General features: G+C 67.6%; 16 protein-coding genes. 9 read left to right on the top strand and 7 right to left on the bottom strand.

Annotated elements, in window-relative coordinates:
• Positions 1 to 11 precede the first annotated feature (11 nt).
• Positions 12 to 1163: an acyl-CoA dehydrogenase family protein gene (locus ACVT6V_RS09960; protein WP_489899646.1), complete on the bottom strand. Its 1152-nt coding sequence runs from the start codon at positions 1161 to 1163 to the stop codon at positions 12 to 14.
• 172 nt (positions 1164 to 1335) lie between these two features.
• Here ACVT6V_RS09960 and ACVT6V_RS09955 point away from each other — a divergent pair, with 172 nt between their 5' ends.
• The 3 genes from ACVT6V_RS09955 to ACVT6V_RS09945 all read left to right on the top strand — a co-directional run bounded on the left by ACVT6V_RS09955 (position 1336) and on the right by ACVT6V_RS09945 (position 4386).
• On the top strand, positions 1336 to 2178 hold the full coding sequence (locus tag ACVT6V_RS09955) for an HpcH/HpaI aldolase/citrate lyase family protein (protein ID WP_489899645.1): 843 nt from the start codon (positions 1336 to 1338) through the stop codon (positions 2176 to 2178).
• The gene (locus ACVT6V_RS09950) at positions 2175 to 3179 is read left to right on the top strand and encodes a MaoC family dehydratase (protein ID WP_489899644.1); all 1005 of its coding nucleotides are present in this window, start codon (positions 2175 to 2177) and stop codon (positions 3177 to 3179) included. The genes ACVT6V_RS09955 and ACVT6V_RS09950 overlap by 4 nt, the downstream gene beginning before the upstream one ends.
• 61 nt (positions 3180 to 3240) lie before the next feature.
• Complete coding sequence (locus ACVT6V_RS09945; RefSeq protein WP_489899643.1) at positions 3241 to 4386, top strand: CoA transferase; 1146 nt, start codon at positions 3241 to 3243, stop codon at positions 4384 to 4386.
• Between the two features lie 254 nt (positions 4387 to 4640).
• Here ACVT6V_RS09945 and ACVT6V_RS09940 read toward each other — a convergent pair whose 3' ends face one another.
• Positions 4641 to 5798, bottom strand: coding sequence for a CaiB/BaiF CoA transferase family protein (locus ACVT6V_RS09940; protein WP_489899642.1), 1158 nt, complete (start codon positions 5796 to 5798; stop codon positions 4641 to 4643).
• Between the two features lie 188 nt (positions 5799 to 5986).
• On the opposite strand from ACVT6V_RS09940, the gene ACVT6V_RS09935 reads away from it, so the two are divergent.
• From ACVT6V_RS09935 to ACVT6V_RS09920, 4 genes are read left to right on the top strand one after another with little or no spacing between them, the layout of a single operon-like run.
• On the top strand, positions 5987 to 7096 hold the full coding sequence (locus ACVT6V_RS09935) for an MBL fold metallo-hydrolase (protein ID WP_489899641.1): 1110 nt from the start codon (positions 5987 to 5989) through the stop codon (positions 7094 to 7096).
• Complete coding sequence (locus ACVT6V_RS09930) at positions 7093 to 7854, top strand: crotonase/enoyl-CoA hydratase family protein (RefSeq protein ID WP_489899640.1); 762 nt, start codon at positions 7093 to 7095, stop codon at positions 7852 to 7854. Before ACVT6V_RS09935 ends, ACVT6V_RS09930 begins: the two co-directional genes overlap by 4 nt.
• Before the next feature lie 33 nt (positions 7855 to 7887).
• Entirely contained in the window at positions 7888 to 8805 is a 918-nt protein-coding gene (locus ACVT6V_RS09925; protein ID WP_489899639.1) for a LysR family transcriptional regulator, read from the top strand.
• Positions 8806 to 8810: 5 nt separating this feature from the next.
• Positions 8811 to 9686 carry a LysR family transcriptional regulator gene (locus ACVT6V_RS09920; protein ID WP_489899638.1) on the top strand — a complete coding sequence of 292 codons (876 nt, stop codon included), beginning with the start codon at positions 8811 to 8813 and terminating at the stop codon, positions 9684 to 9686.
• Positions 9687 to 9921: 235 nt separating this feature from the next.
• On the opposite strand, the gene ACVT6V_RS09915 is transcribed toward ACVT6V_RS09920, so the two are convergent.
• Together ACVT6V_RS09915 and fabG are read right to left on the bottom strand one after the other, a co-directional pair.
• Complete coding sequence (locus ACVT6V_RS09915; RefSeq protein WP_489899637.1) at positions 9922 to 11145, bottom strand: acetyl-CoA C-acetyltransferase; 1224 nt, start codon at positions 11143 to 11145, stop codon at positions 9922 to 9924.
• A 43-nt stretch (positions 11146 to 11188) separates the two neighbouring features.
• The gene (fabG, locus tag ACVT6V_RS09910) at positions 11189 to 11947 is read right to left on the bottom strand and encodes a 3-oxoacyl-ACP reductase FabG (protein ID WP_489899636.1); all 759 of its coding nucleotides are present in this window, start codon (positions 11945 to 11947) and stop codon (positions 11189 to 11191) included.
• Between the two features lie 188 nt (positions 11948 to 12135).
• On the opposite strand from fabG, the gene ACVT6V_RS09905 reads away from it, so the two are divergent.
• Both ACVT6V_RS09905 and ACVT6V_RS09900 read left to right on the top strand, forming a co-directional pair.
• Positions 12136 to 13302, top strand: a complete 1167-nt coding sequence (locus ACVT6V_RS09905) for a copper resistance D family protein (protein ID WP_489899635.1) — start codon at positions 12136 to 12138, stop codon at positions 13300 to 13302.
• Between the two features lie 93 nt (positions 13303 to 13395).
• Complete coding sequence (locus ACVT6V_RS09900; protein WP_489899634.1) at positions 13396 to 14580, top strand: acyl-CoA dehydrogenase family protein; 1185 nt, start codon at positions 13396 to 13398, stop codon at positions 14578 to 14580.
• A 118-nt stretch (positions 14581 to 14698) separates the two neighbouring features.
• Here the strand turns inward: ACVT6V_RS09900 and ACVT6V_RS09895 are convergent, their stop codons facing one another.
• The 3 genes from ACVT6V_RS09895 to ACVT6V_RS09885 form a co-directional block, all read right to left on the bottom strand.
• Positions 14699 to 16333 carry a class I adenylate-forming enzyme family protein gene (locus tag ACVT6V_RS09895; RefSeq protein WP_489899633.1) on the bottom strand — a complete coding sequence of 545 codons (1635 nt, stop codon included), beginning with the start codon at positions 16331 to 16333 and terminating at the stop codon, positions 14699 to 14701.
• 8 nt (positions 16334 to 16341) lie between these two features.
• Positions 16342 to 17106, bottom strand: coding sequence for an SDR family NAD(P)-dependent oxidoreductase (locus tag ACVT6V_RS09890; RefSeq protein WP_489899632.1), 765 nt, complete (start codon positions 17104 to 17106; stop codon positions 16342 to 16344).
• A 421-nt stretch (positions 17107 to 17527) separates the two neighbouring features.
• Positions 17528 to 18661 carry a thiolase family protein gene (locus ACVT6V_RS09885; protein WP_489899631.1) on the bottom strand — a complete coding sequence of 378 codons (1134 nt, stop codon included), beginning with the start codon at positions 18659 to 18661 and terminating at the stop codon, positions 17528 to 17530.
• Between the last annotated feature and the right edge of the window lie 105 nt (positions 18662 to 18766).

Raw genomic sequence — 18766 nt, 5'->3', positions numbered from 1 at the left:
CTATCCGCTCGTCAGATGCCACCCCGGGCGACGAGCTGACCCGCGATGACATTGCGCTGGATCTCGTTGGTGCCCTCACCGACGATCATCAGAGGGGCGTCGCGGAAGTAGCGCTCCACATCGAACTCGGTGGAGTAGCCGTAGCCGCCGTGGATGCGCACCGCGTTCAACGCGATCTCCATCGCGACCTCTGATGCGAACAGCTTGGCCATCCCGGCCTCCATGTCGCATCGTTCGCCCCTGTCGTACTGGTCGGCGGCGTGCCAGGTGAGCTGGCGGGCCGCGGTCAGCTTCGTGGCCATGTCCGCGAGGTAGTTGCCGATCGACTGGTGCTTCCAGATCGGCTGGCCGAAGGACTCGCGTTGCTGGGCATACTCCAGCGAATCCTCGAGTGCCGCGGTCGCGACCCCGAGCGCCCGACACGCGACCTGGATGCGGCCGGTCTCCAGCCCCTTCATCATCTGCCCGAAGCCCTTGCCCGGTGTCGTCCCGAGAATGGAGGACTTCGGCACCCGGTAGCCGTCGAAGGACAACTCACAGCTCTCCACGCCCTTGTAGCCCAGCTTGGGCAGGTCCCGGGAGACGGTCAGACCCGGCCCGTGCTCGCACAGCACGATGGAGATGCCGTGGTGGCGCGGCTGCGCCTTCGGGTCCGTCTTGCACAACAGGGCGATCAGCCCGGACCGTCGGGCGTTGGAAATCCAGGTCTTGGACCCGGAGATCACCAGGTCGTCGCCGTCCTCCTTGGCCGCGGTGGCCATGTTCTGCAGGTCCGATCCGCCGCCGGGCTCGGTGAGCGCCATCGTCGCCCGCATCTCGCCTGTCGCCAGTCGCGGCAGGTACGTCTGTTTCTGCTCCTCGGTGCCGAACAACACCAGCAGTTTCGCGACGACGGTGTGACCGCCCATCGCCCCCGCCAGACTCATCCAGCCGCGAGCGAGTTCCTGGGTGACCTGCGCGTAGCACGGCATCGACACCGGCGAGCCGCCGTACTCCTCCGGGACGGCGAGACCGTAGATGCCGATCTGCTTCATCTGCTCGATCCACTTCTCCGGATACTCGTTGGCGTGTTCCACCTCCTGCACCGTCGGTTTGACGTCGCGGTCGATGAACGCACGCACGGTCTCGACCAGGAAAGATTCTTCGGCGTTCAGGCTGTTCATGGACCCACCTCGGCTGGAACTCAACATTTATCTGTATTTGTACGGCCATATTTCCTGGCTCGCCCGATGCTGTCAAGAGGCGATCGATCACTTCCCTTGTCATCGCAGGTCTGGTAAGAGTCTTGGTGACCAATTTGGCCGCACATTTGGCCGTACATGGATCGAGGATCGCGTGCACACAGACAAACGACGGGCGGTGCTGGTCGCACCCGCCTCCGACGACCGCAAGGCGCGCAAGGCCCTGGCGTCCGCCGCCGATGAGGTGGTTCTCGACCTCGAGGACGCCGTCACCCCCGAGAACAAGGCGTCCGCCCGGATGGCCGCCGCCGAACTGGTGGCGGAGTTCGGTGGGGACCGGCCGGTGTCGATCAGGATCAACGCGTTCGACACCGAATGGTTCGCCGATGATCTCGCCGCCTGCTCCGGAATGGGCACACTGTCGTCGGCCGTGCTGCCCAAGGCGGAATCGCCGGCACAGCTCGTCGAGGCCGATCGGCTTCTCGGTGACGCACCAGTGCGCCTGCAGATCCTGGTCGAGACGCCGACCGGAATCCGGGACATCGCCGCCATCTGCGGGGCCACCGATCGGCTCGACGCCGTGATCATCGGCTATGCCGATCTCGGTGCGACGCTGGGCCGTTCGTCGTCGGCGCCCCAGTCGGTGTGGCATCCGATCCAGGAGTCCGTCCTGGTGGCCGCCCGGGCGGCAGGGGTGGCCGTGGTGGACGGCCCGCACCTGACCATCGCCGACGACGATGCGTTCCGCAATGCCAAGACCTGGGTGCGCGATCTCGGATTCGATGGCACCTGGGTGATCCACCCGGCCCAGATCGACACGGCAACATCCATATTCACGCCCGACCCGGACGCCGTCGAGGACGCGCGACGGGTGCTCGCGGCACTCGAGGAGGCTGCGGCACGCGGTGACGGCGCCGCAAAGCTCGACGGCCGCATGCTCGACGAGGCGCTGGCGGTGTCGGCGCGTCGGGTGCTGGCGAAAGCGGATCCGGCATGACCGGCAGGATGATCGCGGTCGGCGGGCCGTACTTCGACGAACTGACAGTCGGCCAACATTTTGACGACGCACCGTCGGTCACGATCACCTCCGGGATCGCCGCCACGCACCAGGCGATCCTCGGCGATCGGATGCGCCTGTCGCTCGACGCGGCGCTCACCCGCCGTGTCACCGGGCACTCGGCGCCGGTGGCGCACCCCGGATTGGTCTGCGATCTCGCGATCGGCCAGTCGACGCTGGCCACTCATCACGTGAAGGCCAACCTGTTCTATCGGGGACTGCGGTTCCTGAGCTATCCCCACATCGGCGATACGTTGACGACCGCGACCGAGGTCGTCGGGCTGCGCGAGAACAAGTCGAAACCCGGCCGGGCCTTAACGGGATTGGCCGCCCTGCACATCGTCACGACGAATCAGGACGACGACGTGGTGTTGGATTTCTACCGGTGCGCCATGCTTCCGCTGAGTCCGTCCGCCGACCCCGAACGCATCCCCGCCGCCGACGATCTGTCCCGGGTCGGGCCGGACCCGCAGCCTCAACCGGTGCTGCCCGAATGGGATCTGTCGGCATACCGGGATGCCGTGGGCGGGCAGCATTTCTCCCCCGATCTCGCCGGCAACGTCTACTGTTCGAGCGGCGATGTCGTCTCCAGCGCACCTGAACTGGCCCGCCTCACTTTGAATGTCGCGGCCACCCACCACGACGCGCGGGTCGGACAGGCCGGGCGGCTGGTCTACGGCGGCCACACCATCGGGCTGGCGATGGCACAGGCGACCCGCGCGCTCCCGAACCTGGTCACGGTGCTGGGTTGGGAGTCGTGCGATCACACCGGACCGGTCCACGAAGGTGACACGCTGACCAGCGAACTGCACGTGGAGGCGGCGAACCCACTCGACGGCGACGGCGGTGTGTTGGACCTCCGCTCGATCGTCGTCGCGCACGAGAGCGACGGCACCACACGCCCGGTCCTCGACTGGCGCTATTCCGCACTCATGGCGTAACCCGTTCCCGAACAGCCTGTTTCACCCAGACCGACTTCCGTTCGATCGAAGGAGCACTTCCGTGACCACTACCGACAAGCCGCTGGCCGGACTGCGCGTCGTGGAGGTGTCGAGCTTCGTGGCGTCGCCGTTGGCGGGCCTGACCCTCTCGCAACTCGGTGCCGAGGTGATCCGCGTCGACCCGATCGGCGGCGCGGCCGACATCAACCGCTGGCCGGTCACCGCCGACGGTGAGTCGATCTACTGGACCGGGCTGAACAAGGGCAAGCAGTCGGTCACCGCCGACCTGCGCAGCGAGTCGGGGCAGGCCTTGGTGCAACGACTGGTGACCGAATCCGGCGCCGGCGGCGGCATCCTGCTGACCAACCAGGCCGGCCGGTCGTGGATGAGCCACGAGACGCTGAGCACACTGCGCCCCGATGTCATCACGTGCGAGATCCTCGGCCGCACCGACGGCACCCCCGGCGTCGACTACACGGTCAACGCCGGACTCGGGTTCCCGATGGTCACCGGCCCGGTCGAGCACACCGAGCCGGTCAATCATGTTCTGCCGGCGTGGGACGTCGTGTGCGGACTCTATGCGGCCCTGGCCATCTCGGCCGCGGTCCGGCGACGAGAGGCCTCCGGGGTGGGCGCCCACATCACGCTTCCGCTGGAGGACACCGCACTCTCGATCGCCAGCACGCTCGGCTATCTGACCGAGCCGCAGGTGAACGGCACCGGTCGGGTGGGTACCGGGAACGATGTATACGGCACGTACGGAACCGATTTCGAGGCATCCGACGGCGGTCGCTTCATGCTCGTGGCACTCACACCCCGCCATTTCCGTGATCTCGTCGAGCTCACCGAGGTGAGCGATGCGGTCGAGGCGGTGGAAAAGGCGCTCGGCGCCGACTTCCGCCGCGAGGACGACCGATTCACCCACCGGGCCGTACTCAACGCGTTGTTCGCACCCTGGTTCGCCCGCCACACCAGCACCGAGGTGGCTGCGGCCCTGGAGAAGTCATCGGTGCTCTCGCAGCAATATCGCAGCTTCGACGACGTCGTCGCCAGTGGCGAACTCGCCACCAACCCGATGTTCGCCGAGCTCGATCAGCCCCGCATCGGCCGCTTCCTCGCCGCCGGCCTCCCCGCCGCCTTCGACGGCGAGCACTACTTCACCGCCCCGGCCCGAGAGCTCGGTGCCGACACCCAAAACCCGTGGTGACTTTGGCTCCCAACCCCTCCACGGCGCCCGACAGAACCTGGTGACTTGGGCTCCCAACCCGCCAGACGGAGGCCGAGAGAACCCAGAATTTCGTCGAGAGAACCCGGCCTTGTCGCGAAAGTGATTCTCTCGCTGCAAATCCGGGGTTCTCTCGGCGAAATTCTGGGTTCTCTCGGCGCGAAAGGCTTCCATCGACGTGAACATGAGTTCTCTCAGCCTCCGCCGGGCGGGTTGGGAGACCAAGGTCACCAAGCTCACCAAGGGTCTTGAAGCTCCGCAAGGATCGCCTCGGTGTGCTCACCGAGTGATGGCACGGCACCCATCCGCATCTCGACGTCGGCGAAGGTCATCGGGGGCAGCAGCGCACGGATCGGGCCGGCCTCGGTGTCGACGTCGCGCCACCGGTCGCGTTCGGCCAGTTGCGGATGTGCGACGACGCCGTCGAGCTCGCGGAGCTCGGCGGCCGGGATACCTGCTGCCGCGAGCTTGTCGTCGAGCTCGTCGGACGTGAAGCGTTTGGTCTCTGCCGCCACGAGCGCATCCACCTCCGCGCGTCGCCGCACCCTCTCGATGTTGGTGGCGTAGCGCGGGTCGTCGGCGAGTTCCGGACGCGCCAGCACGTCGGCGATCAGCACCCGCCAACCACGGTCGTTCTGCACCCCGATGAGGATCTCGCCGTCACTTGTCGGGTACCGGTCGTAGGGCACGATGGCCGCGTGCCCGACACCGGATCGCTGGATCTGGCGGTCTCCGTACAGACGCATGTACATCGGGTGGCCCATCCACTCGACGGTCGCATCGAACATGGACACCGCGACGGATGCTCCGGCACCGCTCGTCCCGCGACGTACCAGGGCACTCAGGATCGACGTGAGCGCGTACATCCCCGCGGCGATGTCCGACGTCGGGATACCCGTCTTCGCCGCCTCGTCGGGGCTGCCCGTCACCGAGATCAGCCCGGCCTCGGCCTGCACCAGCATGTCGTAGGCCTTGCGATCTCGGTAGGGTCCCGCCGAGCCGTACCCGGACATGTCCACGACGATGAGTTCGGGGTGATCGGCACGCAACTCGTCGGCTCCGAAGCCCAGCCGGGCCGCCGCGCCCGGCGCGAGGTTCTGCAGGAACACGTCGGACCGGGCGATGAGCCGGTGCAGGATGTCGCGACCCTCCGAGGTCTTGAGATCCAGCTCCAGAGACTCCTTGCCGCGGTTCAGCCACACGAAATGCGAGGCCAGACCGTGTACGGCATCGTCATAGTTGCGGGCGAAGTCCCCTTCACCGACCCGTTCGACCTTGATGACCCGCGCGCCCATGTCCGCGAGGTGGCGGGTCGCCAACGGAGCCGCGACAGCTTGTTCGAGGGCGACGACGGTGATCCCGTCAAGGGGCAACAAGGAAGGATCGGCAGTCACCGAAGAACGATCACCCGCGCACGCGTGCCACGTCAACCAGCGCGCACGGCCAGTCCACGGTATGGACATAGGTAGTTCCTCATGGGGTCTGAGTCGGACCCACTTTGAACATGAAGGACCCCTCATGATCCGATGGAAGTTGATCGCCGCAACCGTCCGGATCGTCAGCGGCGTCATCTGGAGGTGAAATGACCACGATCGAGGTCACCGGCCATCGTCAGCGCGAGGCCTGGGCGGAGAAGGTGATGCCCCCGGTCGAGGAGGTCCGGCCCGGACTCTGGTCGATCCCGGTTCCGATGCCGTCGAACCCGCTGCGCTACGTCCTCATCTACGCGCTCGCCCTGCCCGACGGGGTGGCGCTGATCGACACGGGATGGAACACCGACGAGTCGTGGGACACCCTGGTGGCAGGTCTACACACCACCGGGCACGACATCTCCGACGTCCGGCACGTGTCGATCACCCACCTGCACCCGGATCATTTCGGACTGGTCCCCCGCCTGCTCGAGCACGCCGACCCGGTCCTGGCGATGCACCGCAACGACGCCCGTCACCTGCACCATGTCACCGATGCGGAGATCGAGCGGCAGATCGACAACGCCCAGCGGGACCTCGAGATCCACGGCGCGCCGACCGACGTCGTCGACACCGGTTTCCGCGAGATCGCCCGACTCCCGGACGGTCGCACCATGGATGTCGAACTCGACGACGGCGATGCGCTGAATCTGCCGGGCTGGAATGTCCGCGCGCTGTGGACGCCCGGACACACCGCCGGCCACCTGTGCTTCGTCGACGAGGACGCCGGCGTCATCTTCACCGGCGATCATCTGCTGCCCCGCATCAGTCCGAATGTGTCGACGAACAGATTCCAATCCCACAACCCGCTGTCGGAGTACCTCATCTCGCTGGCGAACACCGAACATCTGCCGGACCTCGAAGCGTTGCCGTCCCACGAATACCGGTTCCGCGGACTCGCCGACCGGGTCACCCATCTGCTCGGCCATCACGAGGAACGGCTCGCCGAGATCACCGAGGCCGTCGCCGCCGAACCGCAGAGCACGGCCTGGGAGATCACCCGCTCGGTGACCTGGTCACGCCCCTTCGAACAACTGTCGGTGCCGCTGAGCCGGATGGCGCTGGGTGAGACCAACGCACACCTCATCGTGCTCCAGCAGCGCGGCATCCTGACGCCCACCGAGGGCATCCCGATCCGCTGGTCGCTGAGTGCCCCGGCCCGGTCCGTCACCGCTCCCTCCACCCCCACCGCGTGCGCGATCACAGAGGAGAACCGCCGATGAGCGCAGTAGAAACCGAGTTCGCCGACGGCGTCGCCGTCATCACCATCAATCGGCCCGAGGCGAAGAACGCGGTCAACCTCGAGGTGTCCGAGGGCATCGCGGCCGCCATCGACGAACTCGAGGCACGCGACGACCTCACGATCGGCATCCTCACCGGCGCCGGCGGAACGTTCTGTGCCGGCATGGACCTCAAGGCCTTCACCCGCGGCGAGAACGTCTCCCTGCCGGGCCGCGGGTTCGGCGGTCTGTCCGAGTCACCGCCCACCAAACCGCTGATCGCCGCCGTCGAGGGGTGGGCGCTGGCCGGCGGTTGCGAGCTCGCGCTCAGCGCCGATCTGATCGTCGCCGCCCGTGACTCCAAGTTCGGCATCCCCGAGGTCAAACGCGGTCTCGCCGCCGCGGCGGGCGGCCTGCTGCGGCTGCCGAAGACATTGCCCTACCAGCTCGCCATGGAGATGGCCCTGACCGGCGATCCCCTCACCGCCGCCCGGGCCCACGAGTTCGGTCTGGTCAATCAGCTGGCCGAACCGGGCGAGGCGCTCGCCGCCGCGCGTGAGCTCGCGGCGAGGGTCGCCGCCAACGGCCCGCTCGCCGTGCGGGCGACCAAGCAGGTGATGTCGATGGCGATCCGCTACACCGACCCCGATCTGGTCAAGGCACAGTGGGAGTACCTGGCACCGGTGTTCTCGTCGCAGGACGCCCAGGAGGGTGCGTTGGCGTTCGCGGAGAAGCGCGCCCCGAACTGGACCGGAAAGTGATCGACGGGAGTTCGCGCTCCGTACGATAGCCCTGTGGACCTGCACCTCGTCACGTACTTCGTTGCGGTGGTCGATCATGGCGGGATCACCAAGGCGGCCCAGTCCCTGTACATCTCGCAACCCTCACTGTCGCAGGCCATCCGAACGCTGGAGCGACGACTGGGGGTGACCTTGTTCGACCGGTCGGGTCGGCGCCTCGAACTCACCGAGGCGGGACGCAAACTCGACGTCGCGGCGCGCCGCATCCTCGCCGACGTCGACCGCGCCAAGGCGAAGGTCGATTCGGTCCGCGAACTGAGGGCCGGCCGGGTCGACGTCGTCACCCATGCCGCGTTCAGTCTCGATCCGATGGTCGAGATGGTCCGCGTCTTCCGCGAGCGATTCCCGCGCCTGGCCGTGCGGGTCGTCGCCGCGGACGGGCCCAGCGGTGTGCTGGCGGCGCTGCGGCGGGGTGACGCCGAGGTCGGTCTGATGGACGCCGCGGCCGAACACGCGACTTTCACCGTGATACCGCTCGGTGATCAGGAACTCGTGCTGGCCGTGCCGCACCGGCTGGACTCGTCGCTCACCGATCCGGTGCCGCGGCACACTGTGCGGTCGATCCCGCTCATCGTCGACACCGGCGACCCCGGGGGCGCCGATGTGCTCGCCGACGTCATCGATGACGACGGACGCAACATCGTGGTGGATTGCGCTCATCCCACCGCGACCTGGGATCTCGTCGCCCACGGCACCGGCGCCACGATCTCCCCGCGCGTGGTGGCCGAGCAGCAGATGCCCCACGCCCGACGCTATCGACTCGATCCGCCGCTGACCCGCCCATTCGGTCTGGTGTTGCGCTCCGGCCACCCGTCACCGGCGGCGATGGCGTTCATCGCGGTTGCGAAAAGCCATGTGGGAGCGGCCACCGCGGTACCTGACGGCGATCCGACCGAGTTCGCAGATCTGTAGGGCCGATGGAACTCCGACAGATCGAATACTTCCTCGCCGTCGTCGAGCACGAGGGCATCGGCGGGGCCGCGGGCGCTCTCGGTGTCGCCCAACCGACTGTGTCGCAAGCACTTCGGGCCCTCGAACGGGAGCTGGGCGTGCCGTTGTTCCATCGGATCGGGCGTGGCATGGTGTTGAGCGCTGCCGGGCGCACGATGGTGGGCCCGGCGCGGCAGATCATCCGCGATGTCGGCGCGGTCGAGGACATGTTGTCGGCGTCGGCCGACGAACTCACCGGGCGGCTGGACATCATGTCGTCGCCCTCGGTGGCGAGCGGGCCGATCATCGACCTCATCGCACATTTCCGGGACGAATACCCGCATGTGACGGTGAGATTCGGCGAGCTCCGCGACGAGACGCGCGCGGCGTCGGTGATCGAGGACGGACATTGCGAGTTCGTGGTCGCCCACCTGCCGATCGCCGGTGACGAACTGGAGGTCGTGGTACTCGGCGAACAGGAATACCTCCTCGTCTATCCGCCCGGCACCGAGGTTCCCGACGGCCCGATCCCGTTGGAGGAACTACCGTCGATCCCCATGGTGTTCGTGCCGCGCGGCCAGTCGGTCGCCGACGAGATCGAAGAAGCCATCCGGGTCGCCGGGGTGCGGCCGCCGCTGGCCGTCCTCTCCGAACATCGCGAGGAGCGCCTCCCGATGGTCCTTGCCGGCATCGGCGGCTCCATTCTCGAGAAGACCATGGCCGAGTCAGTCGCCGACCGCGCCGTGGTCCGGACGGTGGAGCCACGGTTCGTGCGGCCCTTCGCCATCGCCTACGACCCTGCCGCACTGTCGCCGGTCGGCCAAGCCTTCGTGGAACTCATCGGCGACGCCGGACGTCGATGAACTGAGCGTCCCAGCGTGCCCCGCACGGGGGTCACTCGACTAGCCCGGACTCGCTACACGTCGAGAGAACCCAATATTCCACCGACAGCACCCAAGGCTGGTCTGCTCGTTCGGCTGACCACCGGATCGCAGGGTGCTGTCGGTGGAATTTTGGGTTCTCTCGACCTCCGTGCTGATGGCGAGGGGCGGTCGGGTGCGTTTGGGCGGGCGCGGTTGGTCGGGTGCGGTTGGTCTACTATCCGACTCGCTCGAAAATGGCGGCCAGGCCTTGGCCGCCGCCGATGCACATCGTCTCGAGGCCGTAGCGCGCCTCCCGGCGCACCATCTCGCGGGCCAGCGACGCGAGCATGCGCACACCGGTAGCGCCCACCGGGTGCCCCAGTGAGATACCGGACCCGTGGACGTTGGTGCGGTCGAAGTCGCCGCCCGAGCCGAACCGACCGAATCCCCACTCCCGGGTGACTGCCAGCGCCTGCGCCGCGAAGGCCTCGTTGAGCTCGATGACGTCGATGTCGGCGAGGGTCAGACCGGCCTTGGCCAAGGCCTTTTCGGTGGCGGGTACCGGACCGATTCCCATGGTGCGCGGCGGCACCCCGGCCACCGCCCAGGAGACCAGCCGGACCAGGGGGCGCAGGCTGTGCTTCTCGGCGATCTCCGGCGTGGTGACGATACACATCGCCGCGGCGTCGTTCTGCCCGCTGGCATTCCCCGCAGTGACCGTGGCGTCGGGATCTTCCTTGCCCATGATCGGCTTGAGCTTTGCCAGCGATTCCACGGAGACGTCGGGACGCGGGTGTTCGTCGGTGTCGATCACCTGGTCACCGCCGCGACCGGGCACCGTGACCGGGACGATCTCCTCGGCGAGGACCCCGTCCTTCTGCGCCCGGACCGCCCGCAGATGGGACTCGACGGCGAGTTCGTCCTGTTCCTCGCGGGAGATCTCGTACTCTTTACGCAGGTTCTCGGCGGTCTCGATCATGCCACCGGGCACCGGATAGTTCTTGCCGCCGGCCGTGGACCGCGCGCGAACCAGACTGTCGTGCATGGTGATACCCGACCGGGCTCCACCCCACCGCATATCGGTGGAGTAGAACGAGGCGTTGCTCATCGACTCGGTTCCGCCCGCGACGACGACGTCGTTGTCGCCGCCGGCCACCTGGAATCCTGCTTGGATGACGGCCTGCAGACCTGACCCGCATCGGCGGTCGATGTGCATGCCGCCCACCGTGATCGGCAAACCGGCGTCGAGCGCGACGACCCGGCCGATCGCCGGCGCCTCGCTGTTGCCGTTGCAGTGCCCGAGGATCACGTCCTCGACCGACTCCGGGGCAAGCCCGGACCGCTCGAGCATGCCGCGCAGCGCCGTGACACCGAGTTCGACGGCGGTCACGTTCTTGAACATGCCGCCGTACCGTCCGATCGGTGTCCGGACGGGTTCACAGATGACGATGTCTCTCATTGCAGGCCTTTCGATGTCGATGGTGAGCCGGCTACCGGGCCACTCACATGAACCGTCCGCCGGTCACCTCGAGAACGGTGCCGGTCATGTACGAGGACATGTCAGACGCCAGGAACAGGGCGACCGAGGCGACCTCCTCGACCTCACCGGCGCGCTGCATCGGGATCTCGGCCATTTTCGCGTCCCAGGCCTTCTGCGGCATCGCCTCGGTCATCGCGGACCGGATGAGCCCGGGCTGAATCGCGTTGACCCGCACGCCGTGGTGGGCCATCTCCTTGGCCGCGGCCTTGGTCATACCGACGATGCCGGCCTTGGCGGCTGAATAGTTCGTCTGCCCGACCATGCCGACCTTGCCGGACAACGACGAGATGTTCACGATCGCACCACGTTTGGCCTCACGCATGATCGCCGACGCTTTACGGGTGCCGTTCCAGGTGCCCTTGAGGTGCACCGAGATGACGAGGTCGAAGTCGTCTTCGGTCATGGTGCGCATGGTGGCGTCACGGGTGATACCGGCGTTGTTGACCATCACGTCGAGTGACCCGAAGTTCTCAACCGCGTCCGCGAGCAGAGCATCGACGTCATCGGCCTCGGTGACGTTGCAGCGCAACGCACGCGCCACCTCGGCGCCGCCGAGCTTGTCCGCCGCGGCCTGGGCGGCATCGATGTTCAGGTCACCGATGACGACGCGGGCACCGACGTCGACGAAGGAGCGGGCGATCTCGAAGCCGATGCCCTGCGCACCCCCGGTGATCACTGCTGTCTGTCCGTCGAGGGAGGCGGGGTTGTGGCTCGATCGCACCTGCGTCACCGTCTTTCTGCCGATTGATGTCGCCGTTGAATCTACCGCTCGATCTGCGCTTCGAACCCGTCGTGACCATTCGCATCAGCTATCGGAGCGTTTCACCGGACGAATCATTGACCTGGCACGCAGAGACGCCGCAGTGTCCTCACAGCGTTCTTGCAGGCACGTCGACTTCACTGATCTGCATGAGTTCCGTCGCCACCCTCGCCGCACAGGTCCCACCGAATCCGGAGGCCACCGAGATCATCACCGACGTCCTCTACTACGTGGGGCTGTCCGCCGTGGTCGGAATGGGACTCACCTTTGCCTACCTCGCGCGGCCCGAAAGAGACGGCGGCATCGTGGCGGCTCGCGCGCGACGGATCATCGTCCCGGTGAGCGCCTTCGTGGTCCTCACCGCGCTGATCCAGTTCGCTGTGGCGGCTGCCTCGTCGGCCGACGTCGGTCTCGTCCACGGCCTCGACCCGAGCGTGGTGAATGCGTTCGTCCACGCCGCGCCCGGTCACGGCAGCTCGATCGGCGCCGGGACCTTGGCCCTGATCCAGCTGGGCGGCTACCTCGTATCGGTGCTGTTCCTCGTGGGCCTGTACCTGCGTCCCGGCCGTCTGTTCGGCTGGCTCAGTGTGGCGGTCGGAGTCGCGACGGCGATGGTGCCCTACCTCCCGTTCGGTGCGCTGTCTGCCGACAGCCTGGCCCGCAGCGGCCTGACCGCCCTGCATGTGCTCGGCGCACTACTGTGGATCGGCGGGCTGGTGGTGATGCTCGTCATCGGGCTCACGGGCCGAGCACAACGGCAGGAACTGTCCATCGGCGACTCGCGCCGGCTGACCGACGACTGGACACAGATCTGGACCCGGTTCAGTCTCGTCGCGCTGTGGGCGGTGGGCATGATCCTGGTGAGCGGCGCCTGGCTGGCGTGGTCGCACGTCGGGACGCCCGCTCAGTTGCTGACCACCGCCTACGGCCGCTACCTGGGCATCAAGCTCCTGATGGTGCTCGGCCTGCTGATCGCCGGCGCCTACAACGTGCGGGTCCTGCTGCCGCGCATCCGCACCGCCCGCGCATCCGGCGACGACTCGTCGGCGTTACGTCTCGCGGTCGATCACTTTCCGAAGGTGGTCGCGATCGAATCGATGCTCGCGGTGGGGGTACTCGTGGTGGTGCCCTTCCTCCGCGGGTCGGCGCGCCAGGAAGCCGGCTGGGCGGACGCCCGCTCCTTTGACCTGACAGTCTTCGGCACCGGGGTCCTGCTCGTCGCGCTGGTCGGCGTGGCACTGTGGCTGGGCACCCGGACGCGTGCGGTCGACCCGCGTCCTCGAACCGCTGCGGTGTCCCCCTCGGCTCCCCGATGACACTGTGGTCAGCCGTGGCCATTCGTATCGGCTAACGGTCTGTTGCACCAGTTCGTATTGGACACGCACCGGCCGGCGGCGCAGAGTGAAGCCATGACGACCACCGAAACCCCTGTCGCGCCGCAGGTCAGCGCCGACGACTTCGCCGACATTCTTGCCGCGACACGTGAATTCGTCCGCGAGAAGGTCGTCCCGCGCGAACAGGAGATCCTCGACACCGACGCCATCCCCGACGACATCCGGGCGACCGCGAAGGACATGGGCCTGTTCGGATACGCGATTCCGCAGGAGTGGGGCGGCCTCGGCCTCGACCTCACCCAGGACGTCGAACTGGCGATGGAACTCGGCTACACGTCGCTGTCACTGCGGTCGATGTTCGGCACCAACAACGGCATCGCCGGGCAGGTCCTCGTCGGTTTCGGCACCGACGAACAGAAGTCGGCGTGGCTGGAGAAAATCGCGTCCGGTGAGGTGGTCGCGTCCTTCGCACTGACCGAGCCCGGCGCCGGCTCGGACCCCGCGGGTCTGCGGACCAAGGCGGTCCGCGACGGCTCCGATTGGGTGATCACCGGGGAGAAGCGGTTCATCACCAACGCCCCGCTCGCGGATCTCTTCGTGGTGTTCGCACGGACCCGCCCGGCCGACAAGAACGGGACGGGCATCGCGGTGTTCCTGGTGCCTGCCGACTCGGCGGGAATCACCGTCGGCAGCAAGGACCGCAAGATGGGCCAGGAAGGCGCCTGGACGTCGGATGTCCACTTCGACGAGGTGCGGGTGCCGGACTCCGCGCTGGTCGGCGGGAGCGAGGACGTCGGATATCGGGCGGCGATGACGTCGCTGGCCCGCGGACGGGTCCACATCGCGGCGTTGTCGGTCGGTACCGCGCAGCGCGCGCTCGACGAGTCGGTCGCCTGGGCGGCGACCGCCACCCAGGGCGGCACGCCGATCGGCGAGTTCCAGCTCGTCCAGGCCATGCTCGCCGACCAGCAGACCGGAGTGATGGCCGGCCGTGCGATGGTTCGCGACGCCGCGCGCGCCTGGGTCGATGAGACCGACCGGCGTATCGCACCGTCGGCGGCCAAGCTGTTCTGCACCGAGATGGTGGGCAAGGTGGCCGATCTGGCCGTGCAGATCCACGGCGGCAGCGGGTACATGCGCGACGTCCCGGTCGAGCGCATCTACCGCGACGTGCGCTTGCTACGCCTCTATGAGGGCGCGAGCGAGATCCAGCGCCTCATCGTCGGCCGGAACCTGGTCAAGCAGGCGCAGCGCGGCTGACCGCTCAGCTGCCCCGCTCGGCTGCCCCGCTCGGTTCTTCCGCCGTAAATGCGTTCGTCCCCTTGAAATGTCAAGGGGACGAACGCATTTCCGCCGGAAGAACAAGGCGTGACTGCGATCAGGCGGTGTCGAGGCGCTCGCGCAGGGCGACCTTCTGGATCTTGCCGGCCGCCGACGTCGGCAGCGTATCCACGACGATCACGTCACGGATCTTCTTGTACGGCAGCACCTGCTCGGCGACGAAGGCCGCGACGACCTCTTCGTCGATGACGTGGCCATCCTTCGGAACGAGGAAGGCGACCGGCTCCTGGCCGACGCTGCCCGCCTCCCGACCGACGACGGCCGCCGACGCCACATCGGGGTGGGTGACCAGGATCTCCTCGAGCTCACGCGGATACACGTTGTAGCCCTTGTAGATCAGCATGTCCTTGGCGCGATCGCAGATGTAGAGGTACCCGTCGGAGTCGAGGTAGGCGATGTCACCGGTATCGAGCCAGCCGTCGACATACTGGGCGGCGGTGATCTCCGGATGTCCGAGGTAGCCCGCCGTGATCTGCGGTCCCCGCACCCAGAGCTCACCCCGCTCACCCCGTCCGAGCACGATCGCCGGGTCGTCGACGGACCGGATCTGCACCTCGGTGTCGAAGACCGGCAACCCCACACTGCCGAGTCGGTATTCGCCGCCGCGGGTCAGCGGCGCCGACGACACCAGGCAGGTGGCCTCGGTGAGACCGTATCCCTCGACGACCGAGCCGGACGAGAAGGCCGACCGCAGGTTGGTCAGGGTGACCCGGTCGATCGGAGCTGCACCGGACGACACCACCCGCACCGACGACAGGTCACGCCGGGCGACGTCGGGATGGGTTGCCAGCGCATGCCACATCGCCGGGCTGCCGGTGATGTAGGTGGCCCGGTGACGCTCGATGAGCTCGAGCATCTTTGCCGGATCGAACCGCCCGGCCAGGATCTGGGTGGCACCGCACAGCAGCAGGAACGACATGTTGATCAGGGCGTGGGCATGAAAGAGCGGCGACACCACCACGGAGGCCGCATCACCGGGATCCACTCCCCGGGACTCGCCGCCACGGGGACGGAGCTGCACGTAGCCGTCACCGCCCTCGATGACCTCATGGTCGGCGCGCCACGCGATCATCTGGGTGGCATTTCCGATCACGTTCCGATGCAGGACCGAGACACCTTTGGACACACCCGTGGTCCCACCGGTGAACGCCAGATGGGCGATATCGGATGCGCTGACCGTCGTGGTCGGCGCGATGGAGTGACCCGCGGTGAAATCGGCCAGCGAGACGACGCCCCGGGGCGCCGACTCCACATCGGCCTCGGCCAGGACGACCGCCAGCAGGTGGGAGTCCTCGGCCGCTTCGAGCAGCCGACCGAGCTGTTCGGACCCGGTGAACGCGGCGACCGCGCGGGTCTCCACCAGTTGGGACCGCAGACCCGGCACCGGCTGTAGCGGATTGACCAGGGTCACGGTGGCCCCGGCACGCAGCGAACCGTAGTAGGCGATGACGAACTCGATGCTGTTGGCCAGATGCAGCAGCACCACGTCGCGGTCGGCGACGCCCGCAGACCGCAACGCCGCGGCCACGCGGGCGGTTTCGACGTCGAGTTCGTCGTAGCTCAACACCCGCTCACCGTCGACGACCGCCGCACGCGGTCCGTACATGCGTGCCATGCTCGGCGGCAGCGCCGGCATGGCGACGTCGGGATAGTGCAGTTCGGTGGTCGCCATCGCCGCGGTCACCGCGGTGCCATCCGGATTGCGCCGTCGAGGCGAATCGTCTCACCGTTGAGGTAGCTGTTCTCCAGGATGGACACGGCGAGTTGACCGAACTCCGACGGCTTCCCGAGCCGGGACGGGTTGGGGATGCTCGCGGCCAGCGACTGCCGAACGTCGTCACGCAGCCGGGACAGCAGCGGTGTGTCCATCGTTCCGGGTGCGATGGTATTCACCCGGATGAGCTTGCTCGCCAGATCACGCGCGGCCACGATCGTCATCCCGACGATGCCGGCTTTCGATGCGCTGTAGTTGATCTGGCCGATCTGCCCCTCGAACGCCGCCACCGAGGCGGTCAGCACGATGCAGCCCCGCTCGCCGTCGAGGTCGTCGAGCCGTGCCATCCGCTCGGCTCCCAGCGACAGCGCATTGAAGGAACCGATCAGGTTGAGCCTGATGACGAACTCGAAATCCTCGAGCGATCCGGCCTTGCCGTCCTTGTCGAGGATTCGCATGCGTCGTCCGGCACCCGCACAGTGGACCAGCCCTCGGAGTCCACCCCGGTCGTCCGCGATGTCGAGTGCCGTGGCGAACTGCTCCCGATCGGTGATGTCGGCCGCGGCGAAGCTCGCCGACGACCCGAGTTCGTCGGCGACGGCCGCACCGTCGGACGTGGGTAGGTCGATCAGGGTGACGAGGCCTCCGGCGTCGACGATGCGGCTCGCTGTCGCGAGTCCGAGACCCGACGCCCCGCCGGTGATCGCGAACGATTGTCCTTTGAGTTCCACTGTTCTCCTTTGGTTTACCGCCTACCCGCTGGTCGAGTAGTCGTCGAGCCGGCGCCCCCGCTGGTCAAGTAGTCGCCGAGCCGGCACCCACCCGCTGGTCGAGTAGTCGCCGAGCCGGCGACCCCGCTGGTCGAGTAGTCGCCGAGCCGCTAGGCGAGACGACGTATCGAGACCCCGCCCACCCGCCGGTCGAGTAGACGCCGAGCCACTAGGCGAGACGACGTATCGAGACCCCGCCCACCCGCCGGTCGAGTAGACGCCGAGCCACTAGGCGAGACGACGTATCGAGACCCCGCCCACCCGCCGGTCGAGTAGACGCCGAGCCACTAGGCGAGACGACGTATCGAGACCCCGCCCACCCGCCGGTCGAGTAGACGCCGAGCCGCTAGGCGAGACGACGTATCGAGACCCCACGCTGCTGTCAGAGCAGTTCGACGATGGTGGCGTTGGCCATGCCGCCGGCCTCGCACATGGACTGCAGGCCGTAGCGAATACCATTGTCGCGCATGTGGTGAAGCAGGCGCGTCATCAGGATCGCGCCCGAACCGCCGAGGGGATGGCCGACCGCTATGGCGCCGCCGAGTGGGTTGAGGCGCGCCGCATCGGCACCGGTTTCCATCTGCCACGCGAGCGGCACGGGCGCGAAGGCCTCGTTGATCTCGAACGCGCCGATCTCACCGATCGACAGTCCGGACCGCTTGAGGGCCTTGGCGGTCGCCGCGATCGGTGCGGTGAGCATGATCACCGGGTCGTCGCCGGCGACCACGGCTGTGTGCACCCGGGCGATGGGGGTCAGGCCACGCTCCCGGGCGGTGTCGCCACCCATGACCAGCAACGCGCCGGCGCCATCGGAGATCTGGGAGGCGTTGCCCGCGTGGATGACACCGTCTTCCTTGAAGGCCGGTTTCAGGGCCGCCATCGACTCGAGGGTGCCGCCGCGGCGGATACCCTCATCGCCTTCGAGGACGCCGGAGATCGGCGCGAGCTGTCCGTCGAAGGCGCCGGCGTCGGCGGCGGCCGCGGCCAGTTCGTGTGAGCGCAAGGAGAACTCGTCCAGAGCTGTTCGGCTCAGCGACCACTTCTCGGCCATCATCTCCGCACCGACGCCCTGGCTGAAGCGATCGACACCGTAGCGGTCGAGGACCGTGGCCGGCTGGCTCTCGCCGTTCGGGGCGGCGCTGCCCATCGGCACCCGGCTCATCGACTCCACCCCGCCGGCGACCACGATGTCCTGCTGGCCGGAGGCGACTGCGGCCGCGGCCATCGACAGCGCCTGCTGGCTCGATCCGCACGCCCTGGTCACCGTGGTGCCCGGTACCGACTCCGGCCATCCCGCCGCGAGTATCGCCGTACGGGCGACATTGCCGGCCTGCTCGGACGCCTGACTGACACATCCCCAGACCACGTCGTCGACGGCCGCCGGGTCGAGGCCGGTCCGCTCGACCAGGGCCTCGAGGACGTGCGCCGACAGGTCGGCGGGATGGATGCCCGACAGGGCGCCACGCCGGCGGCCGATCGGGGTACGGACCGCATCGACGATCACTGCATCACGCATGGGACTTCCTTCTACTGACGTGTGGTTCGGACAGCTGTGGCAGGGTCATCGGGCCCTTACTCGAATCGACCACGAAGCCGGTTGGATCACAAGTAGATTCACACT

The sequence above is a fragment of the Gordonia sp. LMA167 genome (assembly GCF_058130025.1).
The sequence above is the reverse complement of the archived record's forward strand: the minus strand, read 5'-3'. Positions and strand labels throughout refer to the sequence as shown.

Excerpts from the sequence above, each read along its gene's own strand:
- ACVT6V_RS09960 (WP_489899646.1), bottom strand. The coding sequence starts at position 1,163 with ATGAACAGCCTGAACGCCGAAGAATCTTTCCTGGTCGAGACCGTGCGT.
- ACVT6V_RS09950 (WP_489899644.1), top strand. The coding sequence starts at position 2,175 with ATGACCGGCAGGATGATCGCGGTCGGCGGGCCGTACTTCGACGAACTG.
- ACVT6V_RS09935 (WP_489899641.1), top strand. The coding sequence starts at position 5,987 with ATGACCACGATCGAGGTCACCGGCCATCGTCAGCGCGAGGCCTGGGCG.
- ACVT6V_RS09930 (WP_489899640.1), top strand. The coding sequence starts at position 7,093 with ATGAGCGCAGTAGAAACCGAGTTCGCCGACGGCGTCGCCGTCATCACC.
- ACVT6V_RS09920 (WP_489899638.1), top strand. The coding sequence starts at position 8,811 with ATGGAACTCCGACAGATCGAATACTTCCTCGCCGTCGTCGAGCACGAG.
- ACVT6V_RS09915 (WP_489899637.1), bottom strand. The coding sequence starts at position 11,145 with ATGAGAGACATCGTCATCTGTGAACCCGTCCGGACACCGATCGGACGG.
- ACVT6V_RS09905 (WP_489899635.1), top strand. The coding sequence starts at position 12,136 with ATGAGTTCCGTCGCCACCCTCGCCGCACAGGTCCCACCGAATCCGGAG.
- ACVT6V_RS09900 (WP_489899634.1), top strand. The coding sequence starts at position 13,396 with ATGACGACCACCGAAACCCCTGTCGCGCCGCAGGTCAGCGCCGACGAC.
- ACVT6V_RS09895 (WP_489899633.1), bottom strand. The coding sequence starts at position 16,333 with ATGGCGACCACCGAACTGCACTATCCCGACGTCGCCATGCCGGCGCTG.
- ACVT6V_RS09885 (WP_489899631.1), bottom strand. The coding sequence starts at position 18,661 with ATGCGTGATGCAGTGATCGTCGATGCGGTCCGTACCCCGATCGGCCGC.